Consider the following 25,571-nt stretch of genomic DNA (forward strand, 5'->3'; position numbering starts at 1 on the left):
TCTTCAACCTCTTCCGGCGTGTAGAAGACTGAGCAGTACACCATCAGGCTCTTGTTCTCGACGGCGTTGTAGCGATTGAACCATCTAAACGGATTGTGACCCGACAACGCGTCCAAGCGACGGCCCATCGCGACCGCGTTGGGCGCTTCCACCAGCAATGTACCCCCGGGACGCAACACGCGGGCAATCTCTTGAAGTACCGAGAAGGGGTTGTAGAGGTGCTCGATAACGGACGCGAATAAAACCAAATCGAAGAAGGAGTCATCGTACGGAAGGCGCTCGCTGTCCACGTTGCAGGCGACAGACACGACACCTCGCGCTTTTCCCTTCTCCACGTCGTCACCCAAATCCACCGCGTGCAGTTCCTCGGCGAAGCGCTCGCGGATGACAAGTCCGGCACCCGCCACGTCGCCCCCGCCGCCGATGTCGAGGCAGCGGCGCTGCTTTGACGTGACATGGCGGTTGAGTAGCTCCAGCACCATGCGGTGTCGCCGTTCATGGAACCGGCGGTATGCGTCGTGATTGTGGTTTTCCAAGGGAGTAATCCTGAATCGCGGGATATGGTAACACAAGTGGCGACAGCTACCGTGGAACCCCCTCGATACGCGGCACGAACCGGACCTGCAACTATACGGCCCTCGCTCGGATAAGCTATTATCCAGCAGTATGATGCGGATCGAGAGGATTACAGACCTCCCCAAGAACTTCGATGAGTTCGTGGTGGAGATTGCCGGGGGACTCGCCGGGTTGTACGGCCCCGCCGCCGCTGAGGCATACGCTGAGAATGGTCCGGCCGGGGTTGCTGCCTCCCTTGCGCACCCGCAGGTGACCGGCTACGCAGCCATCGGAGAGGAAGGCGCCGAGGCCCTGCTCATCGGCGTAATCCGCAATGACCTCGCCCATATATCCTTTATCCACGTCCTGAGCCGGTGCACGGGTAGAGGCCATGAATCGCAGCTCACGGAATGGGCGGTCAACCGTTTTCGGGATGCCGGACTGTCGGGGATCGTTGCCGAGGCCGTGCCACTTTGTTCGCTGACATTGGACGACACCTATGCCCGCCTTGGATTTCTGCGTGTCGACCGCATGATCATGATTGCGCCGCTGACGGCCGGGGCTTTGGCCGTCGACAGTCTCCGCACCAGCCATCCCTTGGCCGAAAAGGACTGGGAAGAGGCGGCGGGAGTCGTGTTGGATGCGTACCGGGATCACCCAGGACAGTTGCTCCATTCGGAAGTGAGGAACATGGAGGCCGCGATGGCGTTTATTGCGAGCGCCACATCGGGGGGCTTCGGGCGCACGCGCCCAGGGTTTATTCGATGCATACGCCGCGGGGGACGGATGGCGGGCGTTTTGTTTGGATGCGAAGCGGCTCCCCAGGTCGGGTTCATCCTTCAGGTTGCCGTGGCGCCGGAATTTCAGGGAAGAGGTTTCGGGCGCACCTTGTTATGCGAAGTGGCGCAGTGCTTCCGCGAAGCGTCCTACGAACGTCTTGCCCTTGGCGTTACCGAGGACAATCCCGCGCGTCGTCTGTATGAGCGGCTGGGTTTCAAGAAGTTGCGGCCAGTGACGGCCTACGCGTGGTGGCGTTAGGCAACGCGCAATTCGTGGGCTTGACGGGCCTACTGGATTTTCACCCCGTACTCACGGCACTCTACTTGGGCGTAGACGCGCGGTTTAAGCGGAAGAGCCACGCATGCAAATGAGCGATGGAAGTCAACCCCGAAAGGCGATGCACGAATGCTCAGAGTCTTTGCGATAGGTTTTGTCTTCTGCGCGGCGGTTGTGTGCGCGGAGTCTCCTTTCCCCGCCGAGTTGGAGTATCTCAACCAGTTTGCGTCCAGTGAAGACGCTATGGTTACCGGGGTGCGCCAGTATCACGTTTTGCAGCAAGCGATGGCCGACTGGGATGTGGACATCGCGGAGAGTCTCGCGGGCCAGGGAGAGAAGGAAGATGCGAGCGACCGGATGAAGCAGAGGCAGCAACGCTTCGAGCTCATCGAGAAGGCGTACAATGTGTTGCTTGGCCACTATCCCCACAACGCGCGCGCCCAAAACTACTATGGAGAGTTCCTGTACGACTGCAAAGGCGACCAGATGGGGGCGATCAAGGCTTGGAAGATCGCCATCGCCGAGGACTCCAAACTGAGTCTTCCCTACAACAACCTGGGTATCCACTACTGCCATCGCGGCGACATCGCGCTTGGGCTGGAATATCAGCGGAAAGCCGTAGACCTCGATCCGGACAACCCCGACTACAAGTACAATCTCGCGCAGACGTACCTGATCAATTGGCCCGAGGTGCAGAAAGAACTCAAGTGGGACAAGAAAAAGGTCTTCTTCGAGGCGATGAAACTATCGCGCAGGGCGGCGGAGTTGAAGCCGGATGACTACGAGTTGCTGGAAGACTATGCCGTGAACTTTTTCGCGGCGGATCGATTTGAAGTGGAGCCCAATTGGAACGATGCGGCAAAAGCGTGGGAACAAGCGCGCGCCAAGGCCAGGCGCACCGATCAGGTCTTCTACACGTGGCTCAACGAGGCGCGTGTGCGTATCCGGCAACCCGAATACGAACAGGCCATGATTTGCCTGGATGAAGCATTGAAGCTCGAGCCGACTAGCGACGTTGCCAAGAAACTCAAGCGTGAAGTGGAAGCGAAACTGGCTCAGTAAAGATGGAACTACCACAGTTTATAGGAAATCTCCCCCGCGGACGTGTGGCGTTCTACTCCGTGGTAATCATCGGGTCGCTGGTGCCCATATACGTGTTCGGAATTATGGGTGCGGTACCTTTTAAAGTGCCTTCCAGGTCGATGGAGCCCACGCTGCTGCCGGGAGACTACCTGTTTGCCACTCCCGAAGAGTACTACCACCGTGGCGACATCATCGTGCTTCGCGACCCGACCCAGAAAGGGGCCTATCTCGTCAAACGGCTCGTGGGATTGCCGGGCGACACGATTTCGGAGGACAACGGGTATCTCTCCATTAATGGCAAGTACGCATCGGAGCCGTACCTGTTTGAACCCGTCAATTACGTTCTTGTGCCGGTCACCGTTCCGGAGAACGAGATCCTCGTACTGGGAGACAACCGTAACGAGAGCGAAGACAGCAGCCGCTGGTTGATCGATCCCGACACGGGCGAAGTCACCGTGAGCGACGAATATGGCAACAAGGGTCCCGATGGCAAGAATTACAAGCGGACGGTGCCCATCTCATCGGTTATCGGAAAGGTCCGCTATATCTACTTGCCATTCAGCAGGGCCGGGAAAGTGGAATCCTATCCGCTGGTGAATGTGGACGGAGAATAGTCCGGATTTCTCACACTACAACTCGGGATGAAACACGCGGTTGACCGGAGTCCGGTGGCACCTCGGACACACAAGCGAACCGTCCTTGGTGCGATTGCGTGTGGCATTCTTTACGCACGCGACACAGACTACCGCTTGGCACCGTGAGCAGACCAGCCCCAAATCCGCATGCAATTCGGGGGCCTCGTTTAAGCGGCCATCGTACAACATCGGCGGCCACGGAGCCTTGCGCAGCGGTTTGCTGCACTCCATGCAGGTAGACGTCTTCACTTGCGGCGAATACAAGTTTGCCCCAATCCACTCCGGCGGACGGCGGTCCATGAGGAACGCGTGCGAGGCTTCGCAATAGGGACAAACGAATTCAGCCATCTTTCGGCCTCTCAGTTCGGGCTTGACTCGGACGCAAAGGGCCATTTCAGGTCCCGACAAGGTGACAAGCTGATGCGGGTGAATGACCAAGTGGCGGTGGCACGTGTTGCACTCCATCTCAAACGAGCTCGTCGGACCACCGCCCCGCGTCGACCCTTCCTTGCTGCGCATCCACGCGCGGAGCGTTAAAGCCAGCACCACAACCGTGCCTGCAATCCCGATGATCACGGAGACTTCCATAGAGGCTGATTTCAATCCTTATTCTGTCGCGCTTCTGGCATCGCACCGGGCGTACGGACTCCACTTGTCAGAACGCGACGCGCTTTCTATACTGAGACTATGAAACCAATACTTATTTTAGCCGCATGCGCTATCCTGGGCGCAGGTCTCGATTTCAAGGAAAACATCATATACCGGCTTGAACTCAAGAGTTCCGCCGAGCCCGTGTATGGATACTACAAGTCCGAGGCGTCCACGCCCAAGGGAAAAGTTTACTACTTCAAAATGGTCAGTCCGGATTCCAATGCCACGCTGCCTCCAGGTTCCTATCAGGAAAGCGAAATCGCCGACCGATTCGAAGTAAGCGATGACGAGTGGAAGCAGCTTCAGGAACAAGCACAAGCCAGAGCGGGAAACGTCAAAGTTCAGACTTCCTCCGGCGAGATATGGGTAAACGCGCACGAATTTGAACTCGCCAAACGCGCTACCCAAATGGCAGAAGAACGTCTCAAGCGATCAAAGCCTACCGAAATCACGGAGTCAACGGAGTCGGAGCCTGTAGTCTTGACCGAACCTGCACCGAGCCCGGGTTTCCTGAAGCTGTGGGGAGGGCACATCGCGCTGGCGGCTGGTGTGGTCCTGCTCATCGGCGCGGTGGTCAAGTTCATGATACTGGGCGCGTCAGGCCGAGGCTGAGCGGAGGTCGAGTTCGGGCGTCAGGCCGCGCGTGCTGCGGGCGGCTTCACTATTGAATCGCTTCCACCTCGTAGGCGTGTACGGGTTCTTCCTTGCCCTTGAGAAGGACGGTGCCGATGGCACGCGCTTTCACGTGGTCTTTGATGAGCTCATAGGTCGTATCCGCAACCACAACCTGTCCGGGTTCAGCCAGCGAACACAGCCGCCGCGCAGTATTGACCCGATCGCCGACAACGGTGAACTCCATGCGATCGGGCGATCCCACCAGTCCCGCGATGACCTCGCCTGTGGCAACCCCGATGCCCAGCTCAAAGGGAGGCAGGCCCGCTTGCTGGCGCTTCGTGTTCATCTCATGGTTGCGGATTTGCATCGTCACCGCGGCGGTCACCGCGCGCAAGGCGTCGTCGTCCCGGTTGAGCGGCGAGCCGAACACCGCCATGATCTCGTCGCCGATGTACTTGTCGAGCGTACCCTGCATCGAAAAGATGATCTGCGTCATCGCGGTGAAGTGCTCGTTGAGCATGTCGACCAAGGTCGATGCGGGCAGCCGTTCCGCGATGGGTGTGAAGCCTCGAATATCGCAGAAGAACGCCGTGACCACGCGCTTGGTGCCGCCAAGCTCGAGCGCGCCTTCCTTGCGCATGATCTCTTCGACAATTGACGGCGACAAGAAGCGTCCGAGATTTGCGCGCTTCTTCTCCGTTTCCACCATGCGCTGATAGAGACGCACATTGTCGATGGCGAACGCGGCCTGCGCGGCAACCGACGCGAACAATTCCAGGTCTTCCTGGTTAAACGTATGGGTTGTGCTGCGCGTGTCGACGTAGATTGAGCCAAGGAGTCGATCTTCGATGCGCAGCGGCACGCACATCGCGCTGCGAATCTGCTGGCGGATGATGCTTTCGCTCCCGCTGTATTGTTGGTCGTCGCTGGTCATCAGCACGGGTTCACCCGACATCGCGGCGCGGCCCGCAATGCTCATACTCGGAGATCCCGCGCGCATATCCTGCCCCATCTCGCGGGCAACGCTGACGCGAAGTGCGCCCGTGGCTTCTTCTCGCACCATCAGAAAGCCCCGGTCCGCGCCCGTGACTTCCATGGCCGTATCGAGAACGGCGGACAACCGCTTCGAGATGTCGAAGTCCGAAGCGAGCAGTTTGCTGGCCTGATAGAGCGCGGAAAGCCTGCGGAAGGCGCGGCTCATGGTCAGAACGTCTTGCTTGGCGGTTTCCTGTGCGACGGCCTGCGCCTGGGGCTGCCCGCTGGTTGCCTGCTTGCCAATCATGGTGAGTGTGCTGCTAACGCGATCCATCTCGTCGCGAATCTTGGCCAGATCCTGAACCAGAGACGATGGCGAAGAGGAATCCGGTTTGGGAGCCTGGCCGGGGTCGTCAGCAAGGTAGACGAGCAGGCAATTGCCGCCGAGACGGATTTCATCGCGATCGCTGAGTACGCGCTCGACAATGCGCTGATTGTTGACGTAGGTGCCGTTCAGGCTATTGAGATCCATGACGACAACTTGGTCGCCCCGCCGGAGGATTTTCGCGTGATGCCGGGAGACGCCTTCGATCGCCAGCGAGACGGTATTGTCTTCGGCGCGCCCCAAATGCGTAATGGCAGCGGTAATAGGCACGGTATACTGCTGCGCGCCGGGCTGTTGAGGATCGACCAGAAGCCTAGGCATGCCAGGAACTCCACACCGGGTTTTGCGTGATAATACGATGCGGCGGGGAGGCGATCAACGCGCCACGGAAACAAGAAACGCGGCGAGTGCCGAAACACTCGCCGCGTTTGATCTGAATCGACAAAACGAGGACTAGGCGTGGCCCTTGATCTCGACCTTCGCGCCGGCCGCTTCGATCTTCCCCTTGATGTCTTTCGCTTCGTCTTCGGAGATGTCTTCCTTGATGGGCTTCGGAGCGCCGTCGACGAGGTCCTTGGCTTCCTTGAGGCCCAAACCGGTGATGGCGCGGACTTCCTTGATGACCTGGATCTTGTTGCCGCCGACTTCCGCGAGGATCGCGTCGTACGAGCTCGGGCCTTCGTCCGCGGCCGCTTCGCCGCCGCCAGCGCCAGCCATCGGCATCATGGCGCCCATCATCATGGGGGCGGCAGCCGTCACGCCGAACTTGTCTTCGAGCGCCTTGATCAGCTCGCTCAACTCCAACACCGACAACTCGGAGATTTTCTCGATGATTTCTTCTGTCTTCGTGGCCATGGATTGAAACTCCTACACGTATCGGGCACACAGCCCGTATTCATTCGTTTAAGCAGCGGCGCGAGCCCCTGTGGCCCGCCTCGCCCGCAGCCGTCTACGCGGCGGCGCCTTCCTTCTGTTTCTTGATCTGGTCGAGCACGTTGACCAGATTACGCGGCATGGCACTGAGCACGCCGACGAAGTTGCGCAACGGCGCGGCGATCGTTCCGACGACCTGGCCGATAAGCACTTCGCGCGACGGCAGGCTCGCCAGCGCTTCCAGTTGCGCGGGACCCAGCACCTTGCCGTCCAGGATACCTCCCGTCATGGAGACGACCGGGACGTCCTTGTTGAACTCCTTGAGAACCTTGGGCGGCGCGGCGGGATCGTTCGAGAACGTCCATGCGGTCGGGCCATCCATGAACTTCGCGGCGTCGGACAGATTCAGTTCGTCGAGAACGCGCTTGGCCAGCGTGTTCTTGTAGACTTTCATCTGGACATTCGAATCGCGAAGCTTCTTGCGTAGCAACGACACCTGGCCGGCCTTGATTCCGATGTATTTCGTCATCACGACGACCTGATGGGCTTCGATGCGCTCCTTGAGTTCGGATACGGCATCAATCTTTTCTTGCTTTGGCACTTGCAGTCACCTCCTTTCCAAAGCGAAATAAAAAACCCGCACGGTCCGAAGACAGTGCGGGATAGGATTCTCCAAAAAATGGTTCCGTACCGCGGTCTCGGCAGGCAATTTTAAGGCCTAAAGGCCACCGGCTGTCTTCAACCAACGATTACACGGTTTCCCGTGCGGTCGGGGATATCGTAGCAAATGGCGGGCGGCACGATCAAACTCTCGTCGTGGGAGGTGGGGCGCGTGGCGAATTCAGCCGTGTATCGGAGGTGTGCATCGATGGTTTGCGCAGTTTTCCGCGCTATGGTATGCTTCTCGGGTTAGCGCATAGACTGTAAAACCGAGAAAATCAGGTAGCCCGGCGCGGCTTGGATGCTCCCAATTCGACTGCTGGGATTCCGTGCTGTTCGTTACCGCATAGCGAGGATCGAATCTACGATGACTACACTGCGAGCGGCTGTTTTGTTGGGGCTGTTGGTGTTTGTGCCCGCATTTGCCGGGTATGCGCAGCGCGCAACTACCGTGGACCAGGTGGTGGCAACGGTCGACAAGGAAGCGATTCTGCTGAGCGATATCATGGCGGAAATCGGTCCGCAGTTGAATGAGATTCGCCGCGGCGCGACCAGCGATGCGGAATTCGATGCCGCATTGCAGAAGAAGATTAAAGCAACCTTGGATCAAGCCATTGAGAACAAGGTGTTGCTGCGCGAGGCGCAGAATATCGGTCTTAAAGTGGAAGAGGACATTGTCGAGAAGCGGCTGGACGAGTACAAGAAGCTCTTCAGCACGAATGAAGAGTTCATGAAGGAATTGCAGTCGACCGGCGAGACGCTGAGCGATCTGCGCAACAGGCTCCGCAAGCAAATGCTTGCGCGTACGATGGCAATCCGCAAGACGAAAGAGTTCGACACGTCCGTCACCGTGACGGAGTCCGAGGTCGCGCAGTATTACCAAGATCACATGGACGAGTTTAAGCACCCCGAGCGTGTGCACGCATATCAGATTTTCCTCCCCGCGAATTCGGAACCGGAAACGCGCGCGAAGGTCAAAGCGCACCTGGAAGAGTTGCGCAGCGAGATCGACGCCGGTTCGGATTTCGAGGAGCTCGCCAATCAGTATTCCAAGGCGCCGGGCTCGGAAGACGGCGGTCTCATTGGATGGGTCGAGCGGGGCGATTTGGTGCACCAATTGGAGGACACGGTATTCGGGTTGAAGCCCGGTCAGCTTAGTGAAATCGTCGAGACGGATGGCGGTTTTCACTTGCTGATGGTCGATAAGCGCGAAGAAGCGGGCCTTGCGCCGCTCGCGGAAGTCCGTAAGGACATCGAGCCGATACTTCGGACCGCGGCCGCGGGCGTCCACTACAAGAAATGGATCGAGGATCTGAAGCGCCGGAGCAGCATCCAGGTGTTTATCTGATCCTCCTGTGGACGGCGTGTCGCAGCGGCGCGGTTAAGCGCCGGTGCAGCACGCATTTACGCATAGCATTGAAGATACGCCATGAGGATTTCTCGCGGACAGTCTGTGCGCGGAGAGCCGCCGTGGACTTTGCAGTAGAGCTTGCGAACGCTCACGCCGTGGGCTTCGCGGCGTGGGTCGTGAGAAATCCGGGATAGTGCATGTATGTTGGGTCGCGCCCTCAAGATGGCTTTCTGGGTTGTGTATGACCATACCGGAAAGCTCCTGGCAGCCAATCTGCTGTGGGCGTTGATCGTGCTGGTTCCAGGTAGTATTGCCGCAAGTTGCATACTTTCGGGGAACCCTGCCGTTCAGTTGTTCTTGGGGGTACCCGGTGCGCTACTCACCGCATTGGCCGGTTTTCCGGTGATGGCGGTGGGGGTGGCTCACATGGCGAAACAGCTCATCGAGCGCAAAGACGGGTCGCTAGGGGATCTGTTCGCAGGAATCCGGCTTTATTGGCGTCGCGCAATTGGCGTCGGGGGAATACTCGCGATTGCGCTTACATGCTTGACGACAAGCGTATGGTTCTACGCATCAAAGTTGAATGAGGTAGCCCCGATTGTGGGGTACGCCCTTAGCGCGTTGGCCTTGTGGGGAGTGCTTCTCGTGCTGCTCACGGGACTGTATGCATTTCCCGCGCTGGCGCAGAAGCGGGCGGGGGTGGTGGCCACACTTAAACTGTCGATACTGCTCGTCCTTGCTAACCCATTTCTATCTATAGGCTTAGGGTTGCAGGTGTGCGCTCTTGGGGTCATTGCCTTGCTGTTGCCGCCGTTCTTGTTCTTTTTGTACGGGTCGGTGGTGATGGTGCTGATGTCGTCGGCCTACGAGCTCCTGGCTCGTAAGTATGCGACGCCGGACAGCGCGGAGGGGCCCACGAAGACCATCGCGCCGGATGACAGTCAGGACGATTATCTGAATCGGGGAGTTCGAGACGCTCTATTCCCTTGGAAGGGTTAGATTTATACGGAAGCTGAAGCCGGAGGCCGCCCGAACGGGCAGGCTGTACGGACAGGAATGGAAGGAGAAAGGTACCCATGACGAGAATAACCGGAATCGTTGGGCGCGAGATTTTGGATTCGCGCGGCAACCCCACAGTAGAAGTTGATGTATACCTGTCCAGCGGCGTAATGGGCCGCGCGGCTGTCCCCTCGGGCGCTTCGACGGGTGAAAACGAAGCCATCGAATTGCGCGATAAGAACGCCAAGCGTTACCTCGGCAAAGGCGTGTTGAAAGCGGTTGACAACGTCAACGAGGTCATTTCCCAGGAATTGATGGGGATGGACGCGTTGAATCAGCGCGAGATCGACAAGACCCTCTGCTCGCTCGACGGTACATCGAACAAGGGGAAGCTCGGCGCAAATGCTATCCTCGGCGTGTCGATGGCAGTTGCGAAGGCTGCCGCGACCGCATTGGAAGTCCCGCTGTACCGTTATGTTGGCGGCGCAAACGCCCACGTCCTGCCGGTCCCGATGATGAACATCCTGAATGGCGGCGCCCACGCGGACAATAACGTCGACATCCAGGAATTCATGGTCATGCCCGCCGGTGCGAAGTCGTTCAAAGAAGCGCTTCGCATGGGAACGGAAGTCTTCCACGCGTTGAAGGCGGTGTTGAAGAGCCAGGGTCTGAACACGGCGGTCGGCGACGAAGGCGGTTTCGCACCGAACCTGAAGTCGAATGTCGAAGCTGTCGAAGTCATCTTGAAGGCCATCAAGAACGCCGGGTATAAGGCGGGCAAAGACATTTTCCTGGCGTTGGACTGCGCGGCCAGCGAATTTTACAAGGGCAAGAAGTACATTTTGAGCGCCGAGAAGAAGCCGGAACGGAGTTCCGCGGAAATGGCCGACTTCCTGGCCGGGCTTGCAGCCGCGTATCCCATTATCTCCATTGAAGATGGTATGTCCGAAGGCGATTGGGCCGGCTGGAAGTTGTTGACCGACAAGCTGGGCACGAAGACGCAGTTGGTGGGCGACGACTTATTTGTCACCAACACCGAGTACCTGGCGCGCGGTATCCGCGAGGGCATCGCCAACTCGATCCTCGTTAAGGTCAATCAAATCGGTACGTTAACCGAGACGTTGGAAGCTGTCGAGATGGCCCAGCGGGCAGGTTACACGGCGGTTATTTCCCACCGCAGCGGTGAAACCGAAGATTCGACGATCGCCGACTTGGTGGTGGCGACGAACGCCGGCCAGATCAAGACCGGTTCCGCGTCGCGCAGCGACCGTATCGCCAAGTACAACCAACTGCTTCGTATCGAAGAAGAGTTGGGTGGCCAGGCAGAATTCTTGGGTATGCAGGCGTTTTACAATATAATGAAGCCCAAGGCCGGGGCGAAGTAACCAGCCCCATTACAGATTGGCTTGAAGGATGATGGGTAAAGGGTACGTAATCGCGCTGCTCGTCACCATCGGGTTGACGGCTGCATACGTATGGCACCGTGATCTTCGCGGCAAGTACGAATACTATCTCGAAAACGAGAAGTATGTGCAGACGGTCCAGGACCAGCTTGAGACGTTGAAGCAGGAAGAGCAACGACTGCAGGAGCGTGTCGATGGCCTGGACAACAATGACCCGGTCGAGGTCGAGGCGGATCTCCGCCGCGATAGAAAGCTCGTCCGCCCGGGAGAGAAGATCTTCCGCGTGGAGTTGGAGCCGGACGGCAGCGCACAACAGGGAGTCGTTACCGAACCCTGACACACGAGATCATTCTGAATAGCCAAGAAGAAGCAATAAAGCTTCTTGGGCGCAACGGAGAACTCCGGAAGCGCATCCAACAGGAAACCCCTGTTCGGATCGTCGATCGCGGCGCTAAGGTCGTTGTGATGGGCGAAGACCCTGATGCGGCCATGGTTGGGTCCATGCTGAGCGAAATGCTTGTTGCCGTACGGCGCGGGCACACGCCAACCGTGGCCGACGTGAGTTATGCCTTGAACGAAGCACGAACGAACCGGGGCGCACCCCTGAGCGATTTGCTCGGGGGTTCGCCCCGTCCTCTCTTGCGCACCGAGATCGCGATTAAACCGCGAACTCGGGGCCAAGTCCGTTACCTTGAGGCCATCCGGAACCACGGCGTCACCCTGGCGATCGGTCCGGCGGGTACGGGGAAGACGTACCTGGCGATGGCGGCGGCGATCAGCGCCTTGCTCAACAAAGAAGTGAACCGGCTTATCTTGACGCGTCCCGCGGTCGAAGCGGGGGAAAGCCTTGGATTTCTGCCGGGAGACTTGCAGCAAAAGGTCAATCCGTATCTACGACCCTTGTACGACGCGCTGTATTCGATGGTGGATGTCGAGCGTGCCCGCCGGTTGATTGAACGCGAGGCGATTGAAGTGGCGCCTCTGGCTTTTATGCGCGGCCGCACGTTGGACCACGCGTTTGCCATTCTCGACGAAGCGCAGAACACGACTTCCGAGCAGATGAAGATGTTTCTCACACGGCTTGGCGAAGGTTCGCGAGCCGTGGTCACGGGGGACATCACGCAAGTCGACTTGCCCAAAGGCACGACTTCGGGCCTTGTGGAGGCGAACCGCATTCTGAAGCACACGCCGGGCATTGCCATTGTGCGGCTGGATCGCGCCGACGTGGTGCGGCATCCGTTGGTGCAGGGAATTATCGACGCCTACGAAGCGGCGGGCGCACAAACCGATTCGGAGACGCAGCACCATCACAGCGTCCTGGAACGCGGTGGGCGGCAATGATATTCGGGAAGTATCTACGAAAGAGGCAACGGCTCAGCGGTGGAACGTACCGCGGGCAGTCGCAGCAATCGCTGACGTATCGCGAACGCCAATTGAAGCGGGGCGCGTTGGCGCTGGCGTTTATCGTGCTGTTGCTGGGCGTGACGAAACGCCTGACCACCACTTCGGAAATCCGCGTGCCCGACAAGGACGGAATTCCCGCCGACGAAACCATCATCGCGGAGATCGGTTTCCAGAGCGAAGACACGGCGAGTACGCGCGAGGCCAGGGAAGCGGCGGCAAGCAAGGTTCCGGATGTTTTTCGCGTTAACGACGAAGCGGTGCGATCTCAGTTGGAACGGTTCGACGCGATGGTTTCGGAACTTAAAGCGCAGCGCGAAGGACTTGAGGCGGAGCTGCGCGATCAGCTTAAGCCGGGCGTACGTGAGCAAGCCCTGAACGCGACGCTCTCGCGCGTGGTCAAGGCGCATGCCGAGAGTCTCATCGCTTCTTCGCAGTCCTTGAGCGCCATTGGCGACGCAAACCTGTTGGCAACGTGGCTGATGCCCAAGCCCGAATGGGTTCGCTCCGTGATTTCCGCGAAGGGAGATGAAGGCAATAGCCGCCCGACGCCGATGGAGTTTGCCAATCTCGATCAACTGACGCGCATCGCAAAGAGCGGTCTCGAATATGTGCTGTCGTACGGGATACTCAAACCCGGTGAGACCGGAAGCGGATTTTCGTCCAAAACGTCGGATCGCCAGATTCTGGTGCTGCGCGAGCGTCCGCTTGCGGGGCAGTTCGAAGAAGAAGAGATTCCCCTGAATCAGGCGCTGAAGCTTGGCGAGGCGCGTGACACGTTGAAGGAACGCATTGCCAAGGCCGACGAGGGACTTCAGTCGGTTGCAGGAGATGCCGCCGCCGATCGGGTGTCGATTCAAGATGCCGCCGAAGAAGTGGCCCAACTTTGCCTGGCGGACACGTTACGGTTTGATGACGAAGAAACACGCGTGCGCCGCGAAACGGCCCGTATTTCGGTTGAACCCGTTATGAAGGAGTTCGTGCCGGGCGAAGAGATCATTCGTCTCGGTGTGAAGTGGACGCCTCAAACGCGGCTGGACGTGCAAACGTACTTGGCGGAGAAGTCCCGCTTCGACAAGCAGACGGCCAACGTTTTGGGTACGTTCCTTGGGCACATGATTCTCGTTGGCATCATCTTGGGCGGTCTGGAGCGGGCATTGCCGATTCTGGCGCCTAAACGAAAGATGCCGCTGCGCGATTTCATGCTGGTGCTTCTGGTGTTATGCGCAACGATCTTGATTGGGCGCGTGATCGCCTACTTTGACGACAGCGGATTTCTTGTGCCCGCGATGGCAGCGGCCATTCTGCTCGCGATTCTGACGAATGCCCGGCTAGCGGGACTCGTCAGTCTTCTGATCGCCATGCTGGTTTCGATTCAATTCGACAACAATTGGCGGGCCATGGTCATCCTGTGCACGATGTCGTTTACGGGGATTCTGAGCATTACGGTGGTGCGCCGCCGCAGCGATATGGGCAGCGCCGCCGTCAAAGCAACCATCGTGGGCATACTCGCGATGGTTGGCATTGCACTCGCGCAGGATTCGCTCTTTAGCGAAGCGACCTTCCGAGGCTTGCTTGCCATCGCGCTGAACGGCTTGGTCTGTTTGTTCATTGTGCCGGGGCTCCTGTCGCCGCTGGAACGGCTTTTTGGGATTACCACCGACATTCAGTTGCTCGAATACTCCGACCTTAACAACCACATCCTCAGCCGGTTGGCGATGGAAGTCCCCGCGACCTACGCGCATTCCCTGATGCTTGGGCAGTTGGCGGAGGCGGCCGCGGATGCCATCGGCGCGAATGGATTGCTCGCGCGCGTGTGCGCGTATTACCACGACATCGGCAAACTGCGCCGGCCCGAGTATTTTGTCGAGAACCAGACCGGCGCCAACGTGCATGACGGCCTCTCGCCGCGATTGAGCGCGCGCGCAATCGCTTCGCATGTGTCAGAGGGCGCAGAAATGGCGCGCAGCCTGCGGCTGCCGAAACCGTTGATCGACGCGATCTACGAGCATCACGGCACGTGCCTCATCAGCTTCTTCTATCAGGAGGCGGTGGCGCAGCAGAAGCACGGCGGCGTTATCGAAGCGGACTTCCGGTATCCGGGGCCGCGTCCGCGCAGCCGCGAAACCGCGATTCTCATGATATGCGACGCGGTGGAATCGGCGGTACGTACGCTGAAGAATCCCAATGAGGAGCGCATCCGCGAGCTGATCGACCGCATCATCTCCAACCGGGCTTCCGACCGGCAGTTTGACGAATCGGACCTGACCCTGAAAGACTTGGACACGATCGCCGAAGTGCTGACAAGGCGTATAATGACCTCGCAGCACCGTCGTATTACCTATCCCGACCAGACTCCTAAACCGGAAGCCACAAACGTGATTGCACTCTCGGGAGGACAGGACAAGTAATGTTGAGCCTAGCCGTCCGAAACACAACGCCCCATCCGAACACCTACGCAAAAGAAGACCTGCGAGTGCTTGCCCGGCGCGTGTGCGCGGGAGAGCGGATCACCGACAACGTCGAGATTAGTCTTTGGCTGTGCAACGACGACCAGATTCGCGAATTGAATCTAAAATACCGCAACGAAGACGAGCCCACGGACGTGTTGTCGTTTCCTCAAGAGGAAGCCTCGACGTCCAAGGACGAGACTGAGCCCCGTCTTCTTGGGGACATCGTGATCTCGCTGGACACCGTGCTGGCGCGTTCTCCGAATCCCAAGGCCATCCGCCAGGAAGTGCGGCTTCTGTTTTGCCATGGATTGCTGCATCTCTTGGGCTATGACCACCCCGACGAAAAGCAGCGCCAAGTCATGGCCATGAAGCAGGCGGAGTATCTCCGTCTCCCTCTCGAGAGTGTTTGGATTCAACATCATGGCCACGGCGCCGATTCGCCGCGCAAGCGAGGAACGAAGAAACTTGGACGACGCTAAGCGACCGCCGCGCCGGGCGGGTTCCCGGAGCGCCCAGGTGGCGTTCCTCGGCGCGGCATTTCTGGTAGGGATTGGGATGTTCTCCGCATACGGAACGCCTCCGCTCGACGGCGCCACCATCGATCCTGCGGCAATGACCGAGCCCGCGCAGTCGTGGACAGAGATCTTTCCGCCGCAGATCTTGCTTGTAGTGTTTGTGCTGCTGTGTTGCTCGGCGTTCTTCTCGGGATCGGAAACGGCGTTCTTCTCGATCCACAAGATTCGCCTGCGCAGCATGCGCGAAGAAGGTAGCGTGGGCGGCGCGCTTGTCGCTAAAACCATGGACCATCCGGGCCGCCTGCTGACGACTATTCTTGTGGGCAACACAATCGTCAATGTGCTCATCGGTATCTTTCTGGGGTCGCATGTTCAGGATCTTCTTAGCTACTACTTCCCCACGCTGCCCGAGGCTGGCGCGTACGTGCTTGCGGTGGCGCTATGCACGTCCGTGCTCGTGTTCTTCGGCGAAATCTCTCCGAAGGTATTCGCGGTGCGTATGAGCGAGCGAATCGCTCGCGTGGCGGTGTTCCCCCTGCTTGCCGCGGATCGAGCGCTTGCGCCCATTCGCGACAGTCTGCTGTGGATGACCGAGGCGCTGTTTCGACTCACGCGATTCCGGCAATTGCACGCCGCGCCGTTTATCACCGACGACGAATTGCGGACGGTGCTCACCGACGGGGAAGCCCAGGGCGTCATCGAAGACGACGAGCGGCAGATGATCGAAGGCATTCTCGAATTCAGCGACGCGCAATTGCGCGAAATCCTCGTGCCGCGCCCCGATGTCATTTCACTGTCCGAAGACACCACCGTGGCCGAGGCGCTCGATACAGTCCGCCAACACGAGTATTCACGCATGCCCGTGTATAGGGATAGCCTCGATACCGTGGTTGGCGTGTTGCTCGCGAAAGACCTCATCCCCTGCATTGCGCGCGGCGAGTTGCAGCGGACTATCAAAGGACTCATCAAACCGGTTCATTTTGTGCCTGCGATGATGACGGTGCAGCAATTCGTTGCGGACGCGCAACGCCACCGCGCGCACTTGGCCGTCGTGGTCGACGAATACGGCGGAACCGCGGGCATTGTCACGCTCGAAGACGCCGTCGAGCAGGTCGTCGGCGAGATCATGGACGAAGACGAGCAGGAAGAGCCGGGTTACTTGAAGCTTGGCGAGTCGGAGTATCAAATCGAAGGCGGCATGCCGCTGGACGAGTTGAGCGAGTTGCTTGGCGTGGACCTTCAAGACGATGAACACGAGACGCTCGGCGGCTTTCTAATGGCCAAGAGCGAGAAGATCCTGGAATCCGGCGACGAAATCGACTACGAAGGCGTCCGATTCACTGTCGAAGCCTGCGACGGGAAGCGCGTATCCAGCGTGCGCGCGTACATCTCCAAACGAGACCCGCAGGAAACGGAGCCCACCGCAGGCTCCGAGGCGGGTGCGACATGACGCCCATTACCGCATTCGCCATCTTGTTTGTCGCCGTGATCTTTACGGCCATGTTTGCCGGATACGAAACAGGCTTTGTATCGGTGAATCCGATCCGACTGCGCTTCTTGGCGGAAGAGGAACACCAGAAACGCGCGGCGCGGCTCCTGCGATACCACTCGCATCCCGATCAGATGCTGACCATGTTGCTGATCGGAACGAACATTGGGACCGTCGCCGCGACACTCGCCATCAGCAGGAGTCCGCTCGGCGAATTGGGCGCGATGCTCATTGTCACGCCGCTGCTTCTGCTATTCGGCGAAATCGTGCCCAAGAGCGTGTTTCGCATGCACCCCAACCGGTTGTCGCTGGCGCTGCTCCCGGCGGTTGAACTTGCGTACGTGCTCCTGTCGCCGCTGGCCGCGCCGGTGTCGTGGCTGACCCGCGCCCTGTTCCGCACGGCGGGCGCGCGTGAGCAGCACATCAGCCCCCTGATGGCCACGCGCGACGATGTGCGCGTGCTGGTCGATGAGAGCGCCGATCACGGAACCATCGAGCCGGAAGAGCGCCGCATGATTCATTCCGTGATCAATCTTCAGGCGACGCAGGCCAAGGAGATCATGGTGCCGCGCATCGATATTCAGGCGCTGCCCGACACGGCCACGCGGCAAGAACTGGTGGATCTCCTCGTGGAATCGGGCCGCACGCGCATTCCGATCTACCGCGAATCGATCGACGAGGTCATCGGCGTGGTGAGCGCTCACGAAGTGTTGTTGGACACGACGCCCGATAATCCGGACATCACACGGTTTATCCACGAAGTGAAGCATGTGCCCGATTCCATGAAGGTCGACGATCTGCTCCAGGAGCTGCGGAAAACGAAGCAGCATCTTGCGATCGTGACGGACGAATACGGCGGCACGGACGGGCTGGTCACCATTGAAGACATTCTGGAAGAGATCTTCGGCGACATCATGGACGAGCATGACCGTGAAGAAAGCCAAATCCATCAGGTGGGACAAAACGCCTACGTGATCGACGCGCGAACGTACCTCGAAGATGCCTCCGAGGCTGTGGGAGTCGCCATCGAAGACGACGAAGTGGAGACGGTCGGCGGTTGGGTCATGCATGTGGCCGGGCGGATACCCTTGCAGGGAGAGGTTATCACGCACGGCAGGTTCCGAATCACGGTACTTGACGCCGGGGGCAATTGTATTGCCAAGATCAGGCTGGAACTGCTGCCTGAACCCGGCACAGGGGCTTCCGCGAACAAGTAATCGATGTATCGCCGCTGAATTCCGCGCGGCACAACCACGGGGACTCCAGAATCGTGAAATTGCTGGTGGCACTGCGTGTGGGTTGGCGCATGCTGGCGTTGGCCGTTTGGACGCTGTCGCTGTTTTCGCTCCGCCTGGTCAGTAAAATGCTGGGTTTGTACTCCCTTTCGCTCGATCAGCGGACTACGCGCCGCTTGCTCTACCGCTGGGCGGGAGGCGTGGCGCGCATCGTGAACATGAAGCTGGAAGTGCGCGGAACGCCGCCGTCGCCGCCGTTCTACCTCGTCACCAATCATCTGAGTTATATCGACGTGCTGCTTCTTGCGCGCACGGCGGGCTGCGTTTATGTATCGCGCGCCGATGTCGAACAGTGGCCGGTCGTCGGTTTCATCGCGCGCATGATGAACACCTGCTTTATCGATCGCGCGCGTGTGCGCGACACGAAGCGCGTTAACGACCTTATTGCAGGACTGCTCGACAAGGGATACGGCGTGCATATGTTCGCCGAGAGCAAGATCGCGCAGGATGCGCAGATACACCCGTTCAAACCGCCGCTGCTGGAGCCGGCCGTCCAAAAGGGTTGCGCCGTGCACTATGCGGCAATCTCGTACAGCACGCCGGTGGGCAGTCCGCGCGCCGCGGATGTCATCATTTGGAAAGACGGCGTCTCGTTTATGGGCAACATGATCAATGTGCTCGGCCTTCCCGGGTTCAGTGCCGTCATTAGTTTTGGCGACAAGCCCATCCAAGGTGACGACCGCAAAGAGCTGGCTGACAAGTTGTATCGCGCTGTACTCGAGCGCTTCACGCCCGTGGGTTGAGGCTGAGCTCCGTGAACGACACAGGTCAGGAAGCGCTTCCCCTGAAAGGAGAAAAGCCAGGGCTTGCCGATGTGCTCCGTGTTATTCGGCGAGTGACATTGATTGCCGCATGGACCGTGGGGCTGTTCTTGGTCCGTCTTACCTTTATGCCGCTATCGATTGTGGCGCGCGTGACTGAGCGGCGCATGCGTCAGTCGATACTCCGGCTGTGGGGCCGCGGTATCGCGCGGATCGCGGGGATGCGCATCGAAGTGGTCGGGACTCCACCCGCTCCGCCCTTTCTTCTGGTTTCGAATCATCTCAGCTACGCGGACATCGTCGTATATGCGCAGTGCCTGGGGTGCTTGTTCGTGTCCATGGCGGAAGTGAGTTCGTGGCCGCTGATCGGGTGGATAAGCAAAGGGATGAACACCCTATTCATCGACCGAAAGCGTATGCGAGATGCGCGTCGCGTCGCGGAGTTGATTCAAGCTTCGCTTCACGAAGGCAACGGCATGCTGGTGTTTCCCGAGAGCGTGACAAGTCCCGGTGAAACCGTGCTCCCCTTCAAGCCCGCACTGTTGGAGCCTGCCGTTGCGATAGGGCTTGGCGTCCACTACGCAACGCTGCGCTACGCCAACCCCGGCGCCGTTCCTCCCGCCTCGATTGCCGTATGTTGGACGGACAACACACCATTTGGTGTGCACGTGTTGAGGTTGTTGCGCGTGCCGCGATTCGAAGCGCGCGTGATCTTCGGCTCTGAACCTATTGCCGCCGATGACCGGAAGGAGCTTGCCGCGCGGTTGCGCGACGCAGTTGCTGCGCAACTTGATCCCGTGGAGTAAAGTAAAAGGCGCCTCCGCCGAAACGGAAGCGCCTTGATGGAATCTCAATACCGGGCTATTTGCCTTCGCCCCAACTGACCTTCGGCGGCTTTGCATAGTCGGCAAAGCGATCCTCGATCTTCGCGTCCGCGGCCCCGCCGCTATGCACCAGGATGCGGTATTTGAACGTGAGCGTTTCGCCCTTCTTGAGCGTGTAATCGCCGTTCAGCCGATTCGAGTCTTTCTCGGTGAAATACGAAAGGCCGAAACAGTTTGCTCCCAGGAGCCCGTAGTCGCGCACGTGCCAGCACGTTGGATAACGCAGGTTCGACGGATTGTCGAACACCGTGACGCCGCGTACGCCAACGCCTTCGATGGTGCCGGAGTAGTCACACCAGGGCGAAGCCTTGCCCCAGCACGCTGCCCCTCCCACACGGCCCCCATCAAGCGTAATCGTTCCGCCGTTCTTCTCATTCAGGCAGTCACGCATGCGCAGGGCGACAATCCCACCTTCCTTGGTGTCCTTAAAGAGCACGTCACCCTCGGTAGCCGTGAACGTGACTGTTACGTCGAACAGGCGCGAACTGGCAGGTGTCGGATAGAACCGATATTCGCGTTCTTCCGCGAGGATAGGCTTCTTCTCTTTATCAACCCAGGAATTCTTGGCATGAATCCAGCCGTACGCGTCGCCAGAACCGTGCGTAACCTCCCCGCTGACTTGGTAGCCGGAGTTTTCGCCCTCGGCCCAGCAGTCGACGCCGTTCACGTCGCCATAAGCGCTCCAGAAGGACTTGTGGTGCGGGTGGTCTTCGGATAGTTCCTTTTCGCCCACTGGCCAATCGCGCGTGATGGTTGCGCCGCCCTCGGAAAGCAACGGCCACAAGAAAGGTTTCTTGTAATCGTTCGAGTGGTAATAGGCGGTGAACAACTCGTCGTCAATGAAGACTTCCAGTTTGCCGTTGTCTTCAATGCGAACGCGAGGTGGGTGCTTGTCGTCGTTCACTTTGACCGTGTACGTGTGCTTTGTATTTGGCATGGCGCCCTCCGGAAGGAAAACGAACTCGCCGTTGCGGACTGTCCCCGGAAATTCCTTGCCGGTCTTGCCCTCTTGGACACGAATGGCAAGGTTGTCGGCGACAGTCCCGTCAAAAGGTAGCGACAGCGGAACATGGAGACTGGTTTGCGAACCCGATTCAAGCAGGATGGTGCGTCCATCAAGCGAATCGGCCGCCATGCCAGGCATCGCTGCCGAGATTAGAACTGCAAGTGTCCACACCAATCGAGTATTCATTCTGAGTCTCCCTGTGCGAATCGGTCGCTTATCTCAACGATGCCGCTTCTTCCAGAACACGGTCATACCAATCGATCTCAACCGCTTCGATGCCGCGAAGAATCATCGGGAACTCCGATGTCTTCAATTGCTGAAACAGGGCCGCGCCACGCCGCAGAATCTCATGGCCTAGCGTGAACCCCGCCAATTCCTCTTCATCATACAGATCCGGGCGCGATTCCATCAGCGCGCGTGAATTGTCCATGATCTCGACGGTAGCCGTCAGCAACTTCACGTTGGACAAACACGTGAACAACTTCAGCACTTCCGTCCGGAATCGAATGACTTCTTCCTTGGGCACGTGCGCGATCATCTGAATCATCGTTTCGCGTTTGGCCACGTCGCGTGGCGTTAAGCCGCGCGCGTGCGCATACTTCAGCATCTCGCCCTCGAGGCGGCGCGTTTCGAGATACGCTTCCAGCGAATGCGCGCCCGCCTTTACCGCCGATGGGAACATCACGCCAAGCTTCCATACCGTCTTCACCGCCATCATCATCAGCGGGGTCAGGCGCCGTGGCGACCGAATGACGACTCCCATGTGATCGAACGCCGCATCCAGTTTCATGCGCTGTTGCGACTCGGGATAAATGCACTCCAGAAAGTAATCGCGCAACAGCTCAATCTTACGCTCGGAGACGGCTCGAAACTCGCCGAATCGCCGTACATTCTCAAGCAGATACCGCCCGCGCAATTGCTCGCGGTATCCATCGATTACGGCGTATTTTAGAGTCGCATTATCGGCAGGCATGGCAACTTCTGCTTTGCAGGCGCTGGAACACGAGCTTGCGCCAACTCCATCACTTTAGCACAGCTTGCCCGCCCGGGGCGATTGTCGCAATCTGCGGTTATGATGACATCGCGAGGTGCTCGCCACGCGCACTGTGTCCGTATTGGATTAATGAGTTATCTATATTGACAATCAGAGTGCTTGGTGGTATAAATCTTTTGGGTCCGAAACTTGGCTCGTCTGAGTAGTAGGACTCACCCGGGAGCTGAAGAAGCTCCCCCTTTCTTTTATAGACGGACTACTCCAAAGGGAACGGATGGTGAAGCAAACCTGCAAAGAATTGGCTGCAGGCGAGTGAAGTACTTTGCGCCTCCCGTCTTCCGCATGTATCGGCAGGGATTCTGGAATTGGTAGAGTACGTAAGCAGCCACGTCACATGCTTGAATGAAGTATGAGTGTTTGGAGTCTCGCATAATCGGATCTTCGATCAGATTCACAATCTGAAGATTCCTTGATCCCGTTCCGTAATGTTGTTGATTGGGTACAGGGTTGTACCGCCTCATCCGTCTCAGAAGGTTGCGTAACTTCAGTTCATCGGTATGGTCACAAACGACGATGCCCTTTTCCGGAAGGTTGCGACTGCCTCGGAAGTTGCCGGCTGTAATGGTATTCTCGAATCGTTGAATGAGCGCTTCCCATCCGTGCGTAAACACATCATAGCCAGGCGATTTGCGGTTCTTGTCGACTATCACGTTGATGATGTCAATCTTCGGAATCCGCGCGAGTTCGTCGCAGACGGCGCGAACTATGGCGAGGCGGTCGTTTCTTGCTATCAACGCATACGACTTTGGGGGCTTGTTAATCATGCGAGCGGCATGGATCTCATCACGAAGCCGCAGCCCGTACTGAACTCTCAATCGACGTCGAAGGGCTACAAAGAGGGCCAACGTTGACTGCCAGTCTTGTTCATGCACGATGAGCCCAGATAGAGCGAAGCAAGTACTTGGAGATCCCACCAGACCCGGATCGCCGCTTTCATCTACGTACATTATGTACATATCCGACCCCCCGAAGATAGGAGTACCATTGTACCATGATGGCCATGCCGATTGTGCGCGCGTGAAGGACATGGAGCTTGGCAGCCTGTTTCCGGTGACTCACAAGTTACAGCCGCAGATTGGGCGGGCTTCGGCGCATCTAGAGAGAATGTGGTACACTTCAGCGGGGTAAAGGGGCGAATCAAAACGTAAGGGCTGTGGCCCGTCTTCTTCGGCGACGGATAATGGAGGTCCGGGGAAGATGCGCTATCTACTTGCCCTATCAATTTTTGTGGCGGCCTTGGGCGCCGGTTGTCCATCGGGAGATCCCGGATTGCCACCCGGAGGTGACGATACCGGCGGTGGGGGCGGAGTAGACGGCATTGTCAACGGCAGCCTCGACGGAGCCCAGATCTTCCCTTCTGACAATCCGTGGAACACACCCATCGACACGCTTCCTGTCGATCCGAATTCCGATACGTTGATCGACAGCATTGGCCGGGACGACCACCTTCACCCCGATTTCGGCGCGAACTGGAACGGCGGTCCCTTTGGCATACCGTACATTCTTGTTTCGGGCGACACGCCGGGCAAGGCGGTCGAGTTTGAGTACGACGACGAGAGCGATCACGCGTTGTATCCGATTGCCCGCAACACACCGATCGAGGGGGGACCCAATTCCAGCGGCGACCGTCACATGATCATGATTGATCAAGACAATTGGATCCTCTACGAACTGTACAGCGTGTATCCTCCCGCGCACTCGGGCGCTCCGTACAGCGCGGGGTCCGGGGCCATCTTTGACCTAAGCAGTAACGACGTGCGTCCGGCGGGATGGACGTCGGCGGATGCCGCGGGCTTGCCGATTTTTCCGGGCTTGGTGCGATACGACGAGGTCGTGGAACAAGGCGAAATCACGCACGCGTTGCGTTTTACCGTAAACCATACGCGGCGTGCGTATGTGTACCCAGCGCGGCACTTCGCGAGCAACAATACAAGCGCGTCGCTGCCGCCGATGGGGATGCGTGTGCGGCTCAAAGCGAGCTTCGATATCTCCGGCTATCCGGATTCGGTGAAAGTGATTCTGCGCGCCTTGAAGAAGTACGGAATGATGGTGGCCGACAACGGCAGCGACTGGTACATCTCGGGCGCGCCGGATGCGCGGTGGGACGATGACGAACTGAACACGTTGAAAGAACTCACCGGAGACGATTTTGAAGTTGTGCAGATGGGGACTATCGTTACGGATTGAAGCGACGAACAGACCGAGCGTTACGGTTTGCGGCGCAGAATGTAGAACGATCCGCTCGCTTTTGCGACGAGATCGTCGCCCGAACGGACCTCGGATTCGAGGAACGCAATTCGATTGCCTTGACTGATAACACGCGTCTCGCAGGTGACGCTGCCCGCTGACACGGCCTTGATGTACGTCATCTTTACTTCGAGGGTCGCGCAGTCGAGTCCATCTTCCAGACCCGCGAGCACGGCAAGCGCCATACTCGTGTCGGCCAGCGTGTACTGCGCTCCGCCGTGCAACACACCGCCCGCGTTAAGGTGGCGAGGCGTTATCTCCAGGTGACAAATCGAATGCCCCGGCTCGACAAGCGAGACCGTCATGCCGACCATGCCCGCGAAATAGTCCGCGAGAATGTCATTGACGTTCTGCATATCCAACTTCATGGACCCATCTCCCCAAATCCAACGCGGCGCGTCCACAATACTCCATCTCGCGCGTGGATGCATCCGTTCGCATTGAATTGTGCCCGCCAAAGCGCCCAAACTCCCGCCATGGGCAAAGCGAAAAGCAGAACTCTTGAAGTCGATCTTTATCCATCGTTGCGCGACTATCTCGAAGCGCAAGGATACACCGTGCGCAGCGAAGTGAACGGCTGCGACGTAGTCGCCCAGAAAGGCGACGACCTCATCGTCGTCGAACTGAAGCGCGCGTTCGGTATTGCGCTGCTTGTTCAGGCGACCGAGCGTCAGCGGATCAGCGATTCGGTCTATGTCGCGATTCCGCGTCCGGGCGAGAGCTTATGGTCCAAGAAATGGAAAGGAATCCGCCATCTTCTGCGGAGGCTCGAGCTCGGATTGATACTGGTCGCGCCACGTTCCCGAGCGCGTAAAGTCGAAGTCGTGTTTCACCCGACGCCGTTTGACCGCAAGAAACGCAGCCAGAAACGGCGCGCCGTACTTGAGGAAGTCGCGGGGCGTTCCGGCGACTACAACCAGGGAGGCAGCACGCGGCGCAAACTGATGACGGCGTATCGCGAGAGCGCCGTCCGCATCGCCGTTTGCCTGGATCGTTTGGGGCCGCTTTCGCCGAAGACGTTGCGTGCCTTGGGAACAGGCCCGAAGACGACGGGCATTCTCTACGACAACGTTTACGGTTGGTTCGAGCGCGTTGACCGAGGCGTGTATGCGCTGAGCGCGCAGGGCAGGAAGGACCTTGCGCAGTACGCGGACCTTGCGGCGGCGTTCGCGGCGGAATTGAGCGAGGCAAAATAAAAAGGCAGGGAGCGGTTTCCCACTCCCTG

At 58.6% G+C, this 25,571-nt stretch carries 26 protein-coding genes; 17 read left to right on the forward strand and 9 right to left on the reverse strand.

The window, feature by feature from the left end:
• A partial coding sequence (locus K1Y02_05495) for a class I SAM-dependent methyltransferase (GenBank protein MBX7255794.1) occupies nt 1-536 on the reverse strand: 536 nt, incomplete at its 3' end.
• Nucleotides 537-666: 130 nt separating this feature from the next.
• Here K1Y02_05495 and K1Y02_05500 point away from each other — a divergent pair.
• The 3 genes from K1Y02_05500 to lepB all read left to right on the forward strand — a co-directional run bounded on the left by K1Y02_05500 (nt 667) and on the right by lepB (nt 3,308).
• The gene (locus tag K1Y02_05500; GenBank protein MBX7255795.1) at nt 667-1,593 is read left to right on the forward strand and encodes a GNAT family N-acetyltransferase; all 927 of its coding nucleotides are present in this window, start codon (nt 667-669) and stop codon (nt 1,591-1,593) included.
• Nucleotides 1,594-1,740: 147 nt separating this feature from the next.
• Entirely contained in the window at nt 1,741-2,673 is a 933-nt protein-coding gene (locus K1Y02_05505; protein ID MBX7255796.1) for a hypothetical protein, read from the forward strand.
• A gap of 59 nt (nt 2,674-2,732) precedes the next feature.
• Nucleotides 2,733-3,308 (forward strand): signal peptidase I, encoded by a 576-nt coding sequence (lepB, locus tag K1Y02_05510; GenBank protein ID MBX7255797.1) that lies wholly within the window; start codon nt 2,733-2,735, stop codon nt 3,306-3,308.
• Nucleotides 3,309-3,323: 15 nt separating this feature from the next.
• Here lepB and K1Y02_05515 read toward each other — a convergent pair whose 3' ends face one another.
• Nucleotides 3,324-3,917 (reverse strand): hypothetical protein, encoded by a 594-nt coding sequence (locus K1Y02_05515; protein MBX7255798.1) that lies wholly within the window; start codon nt 3,915-3,917, stop codon nt 3,324-3,326.
• 99 nt (nt 3,918-4,016) lie between these two features.
• On the opposite strand from K1Y02_05515, the gene K1Y02_05520 reads away from it, so the two are divergent.
• Nucleotides 4,017-4,592 carry a hypothetical protein gene (locus tag K1Y02_05520; protein ID MBX7255799.1) on the forward strand — a complete coding sequence of 192 codons (576 nt, stop codon included), beginning with the start codon at nt 4,017-4,019 and terminating at the stop codon, nt 4,590-4,592.
• 49 nt (nt 4,593-4,641) lie between these two features.
• Here the strand turns inward: K1Y02_05520 and K1Y02_05525 are convergent, their stop codons facing one another.
• The 3 genes from K1Y02_05525 to rplJ form a co-directional block, all read right to left on the reverse strand.
• Nucleotides 4,642-6,276: a GAF domain-containing protein gene (locus tag K1Y02_05525; GenBank protein MBX7255800.1), complete on the reverse strand. Its 1,635-nt coding sequence runs from the start codon at nt 6,274-6,276 to the stop codon at nt 4,642-4,644.
• Nucleotides 6,277-6,408: 132 nt separating this feature from the next.
• Complete coding sequence (rplL, locus tag K1Y02_05530; protein MBX7255801.1) at nt 6,409-6,810, reverse strand: 50S ribosomal protein L7/L12; 402 nt, start codon at nt 6,808-6,810, stop codon at nt 6,409-6,411.
• A gap of 94 nt (nt 6,811-6,904) precedes the next feature.
• On the reverse strand, nt 6,905-7,429 hold the full coding sequence (rplJ, locus tag K1Y02_05535) for a 50S ribosomal protein L10 (protein ID MBX7255802.1): 525 nt from the start codon (nt 7,427-7,429) through the stop codon (nt 6,905-6,907).
• A gap of 426 nt (nt 7,430-7,855) precedes the next feature.
• Here rplJ and K1Y02_05540 point away from each other — a divergent pair, with 426 nt between their 5' ends.
• The 11 genes from K1Y02_05540 to K1Y02_05590 all read left to right on the forward strand — a co-directional run bounded on the left by K1Y02_05540 (nt 7,856) and on the right by K1Y02_05590 (nt 19,961).
• Nucleotides 7,856-8,836 carry a peptidylprolyl isomerase gene (locus K1Y02_05540; GenBank protein ID MBX7255803.1) on the forward strand — a complete coding sequence of 327 codons (981 nt, stop codon included), beginning with the start codon at nt 7,856-7,858 and terminating at the stop codon, nt 8,834-8,836.
• Between the two features lie 204 nt (nt 8,837-9,040).
• Entirely contained in the window at nt 9,041-9,838 is a 798-nt protein-coding gene (locus K1Y02_05545; GenBank protein ID MBX7255804.1) for a hypothetical protein, read from the forward strand.
• A 77-nt stretch (nt 9,839-9,915) separates the two neighbouring features.
• A complete protein-coding gene (gene eno / locus K1Y02_05550) occupies nt 9,916-11,223 on the forward strand; it encodes a phosphopyruvate hydratase (GenBank protein ID MBX7255805.1) in 1,308 nt (435 codons plus the stop codon).
• Nucleotides 11,224-11,251: 28 nt separating this feature from the next.
• Nucleotides 11,252-11,578, forward strand: coding sequence for a septum formation initiator family protein (locus K1Y02_05555; protein MBX7255806.1), 327 nt, complete (start codon nt 11,252-11,254; stop codon nt 11,576-11,578).
• A complete protein-coding gene (locus K1Y02_05560) occupies nt 11,575-12,582 on the forward strand; it encodes a PhoH family protein (GenBank protein ID MBX7255807.1) in 1,008 nt (335 codons plus the stop codon). Before K1Y02_05555 ends, K1Y02_05560 begins: the two co-directional genes overlap by 4 nt.
• Nucleotides 12,579-15,053, forward strand: a complete 2,475-nt coding sequence (locus tag K1Y02_05565) for an HDIG domain-containing protein (protein MBX7255808.1) — start codon at nt 12,579-12,581, stop codon at nt 15,051-15,053. The genes K1Y02_05560 and K1Y02_05565 overlap by 4 nt, the downstream gene beginning before the upstream one ends.
• Nucleotides 15,053-15,574 (forward strand): rRNA maturation RNase YbeY, encoded by a 522-nt coding sequence (gene ybeY, locus K1Y02_05570; GenBank protein MBX7255809.1) that lies wholly within the window; start codon nt 15,053-15,055, stop codon nt 15,572-15,574. Before K1Y02_05565 ends, ybeY begins: the two co-directional genes overlap by 1 nt.
• A 37-nt stretch (nt 15,575-15,611) precedes the next feature.
• A complete protein-coding gene (locus K1Y02_05575; GenBank protein ID MBX7255810.1) occupies nt 15,612-17,060 on the forward strand; it encodes a hemolysin family protein in 1,449 nt (482 codons plus the stop codon).
• Nucleotides 17,057-18,316, forward strand: a complete 1,260-nt coding sequence (locus K1Y02_05580) for a hemolysin family protein (protein ID MBX7255811.1) — start codon at nt 17,057-17,059, stop codon at nt 18,314-18,316. The genes K1Y02_05575 and K1Y02_05580 overlap by 4 nt, the downstream gene beginning before the upstream one ends.
• Nucleotides 18,317-18,369: 53 nt before the next feature.
• Nucleotides 18,370-19,137 carry a 1-acyl-sn-glycerol-3-phosphate acyltransferase gene (locus tag K1Y02_05585; GenBank protein MBX7255812.1) on the forward strand — a complete coding sequence of 256 codons (768 nt, stop codon included), beginning with the start codon at nt 18,370-18,372 and terminating at the stop codon, nt 19,135-19,137.
• An 11-nt stretch (nt 19,138-19,148) separates the two neighbouring features.
• On the forward strand, nt 19,149-19,961 hold the full coding sequence (locus K1Y02_05590; GenBank protein ID MBX7255813.1) for a 1-acyl-sn-glycerol-3-phosphate acyltransferase: 813 nt from the start codon (nt 19,149-19,151) through the stop codon (nt 19,959-19,961).
• Between the two features lie 55 nt (nt 19,962-20,016).
• Here K1Y02_05590 and K1Y02_05595 read toward each other — a convergent pair whose 3' ends face one another.
• The 3 genes from K1Y02_05595 to K1Y02_05605 all read right to left on the reverse strand — a co-directional run bounded on the left by K1Y02_05595 (nt 20,017) and on the right by K1Y02_05605 (nt 23,055).
• Nucleotides 20,017-21,231 carry a PmoA family protein gene (locus tag K1Y02_05595; GenBank protein ID MBX7255814.1) on the reverse strand — a complete coding sequence of 405 codons (1,215 nt, stop codon included), beginning with the start codon at nt 21,229-21,231 and terminating at the stop codon, nt 20,017-20,019.
• Between the two features lie 28 nt (nt 21,232-21,259).
• Nucleotides 21,260-22,018 (reverse strand): hypothetical protein, encoded by a 759-nt coding sequence (locus K1Y02_05600; protein ID MBX7255815.1) that lies wholly within the window; start codon nt 22,016-22,018, stop codon nt 21,260-21,262.
• 266 nt (nt 22,019-22,284) lie between these two features.
• Nucleotides 22,285-23,055 (reverse strand): DUF3800 domain-containing protein, encoded by a 771-nt coding sequence (locus K1Y02_05605; GenBank protein MBX7255816.1) that lies wholly within the window; start codon nt 23,053-23,055, stop codon nt 22,285-22,287.
• A gap of 241 nt (nt 23,056-23,296) precedes the next feature.
• On the opposite strand from K1Y02_05605, the gene K1Y02_05610 reads away from it, so the two are divergent.
• Entirely contained in the window at nt 23,297-24,286 is a 990-nt protein-coding gene (locus K1Y02_05610) for a hypothetical protein (GenBank protein MBX7255817.1), read from the forward strand.
• 20 nt (nt 24,287-24,306) lie between these two features.
• On the opposite strand, the gene K1Y02_05615 is transcribed toward K1Y02_05610, so the two are convergent.
• Nucleotides 24,307-24,714 carry a PaaI family thioesterase gene (locus K1Y02_05615; protein MBX7255818.1) on the reverse strand — a complete coding sequence of 136 codons (408 nt, stop codon included), beginning with the start codon at nt 24,712-24,714 and terminating at the stop codon, nt 24,307-24,309.
• A gap of 108 nt (nt 24,715-24,822) precedes the next feature.
• On the opposite strand from K1Y02_05615, the gene K1Y02_05620 reads away from it, so the two are divergent.
• Nucleotides 24,823-25,542 carry a hypothetical protein gene (locus K1Y02_05620; GenBank protein MBX7255819.1) on the forward strand — a complete coding sequence of 240 codons (720 nt, stop codon included), beginning with the start codon at nt 24,823-24,825 and terminating at the stop codon, nt 25,540-25,542.
• The last annotated feature ends 29 nt before the right edge of the window (nt 25,543-25,571 follow it).

The sequence above is a fragment of the Candidatus Hydrogenedentota bacterium genome (assembly GCA_019695095.1).
In the GTDB taxonomy this organism is placed as follows: domain Bacteria; phylum Hydrogenedentota; class Hydrogenedentia; order Hydrogenedentales; family SLHB01; genus JAIBAQ01.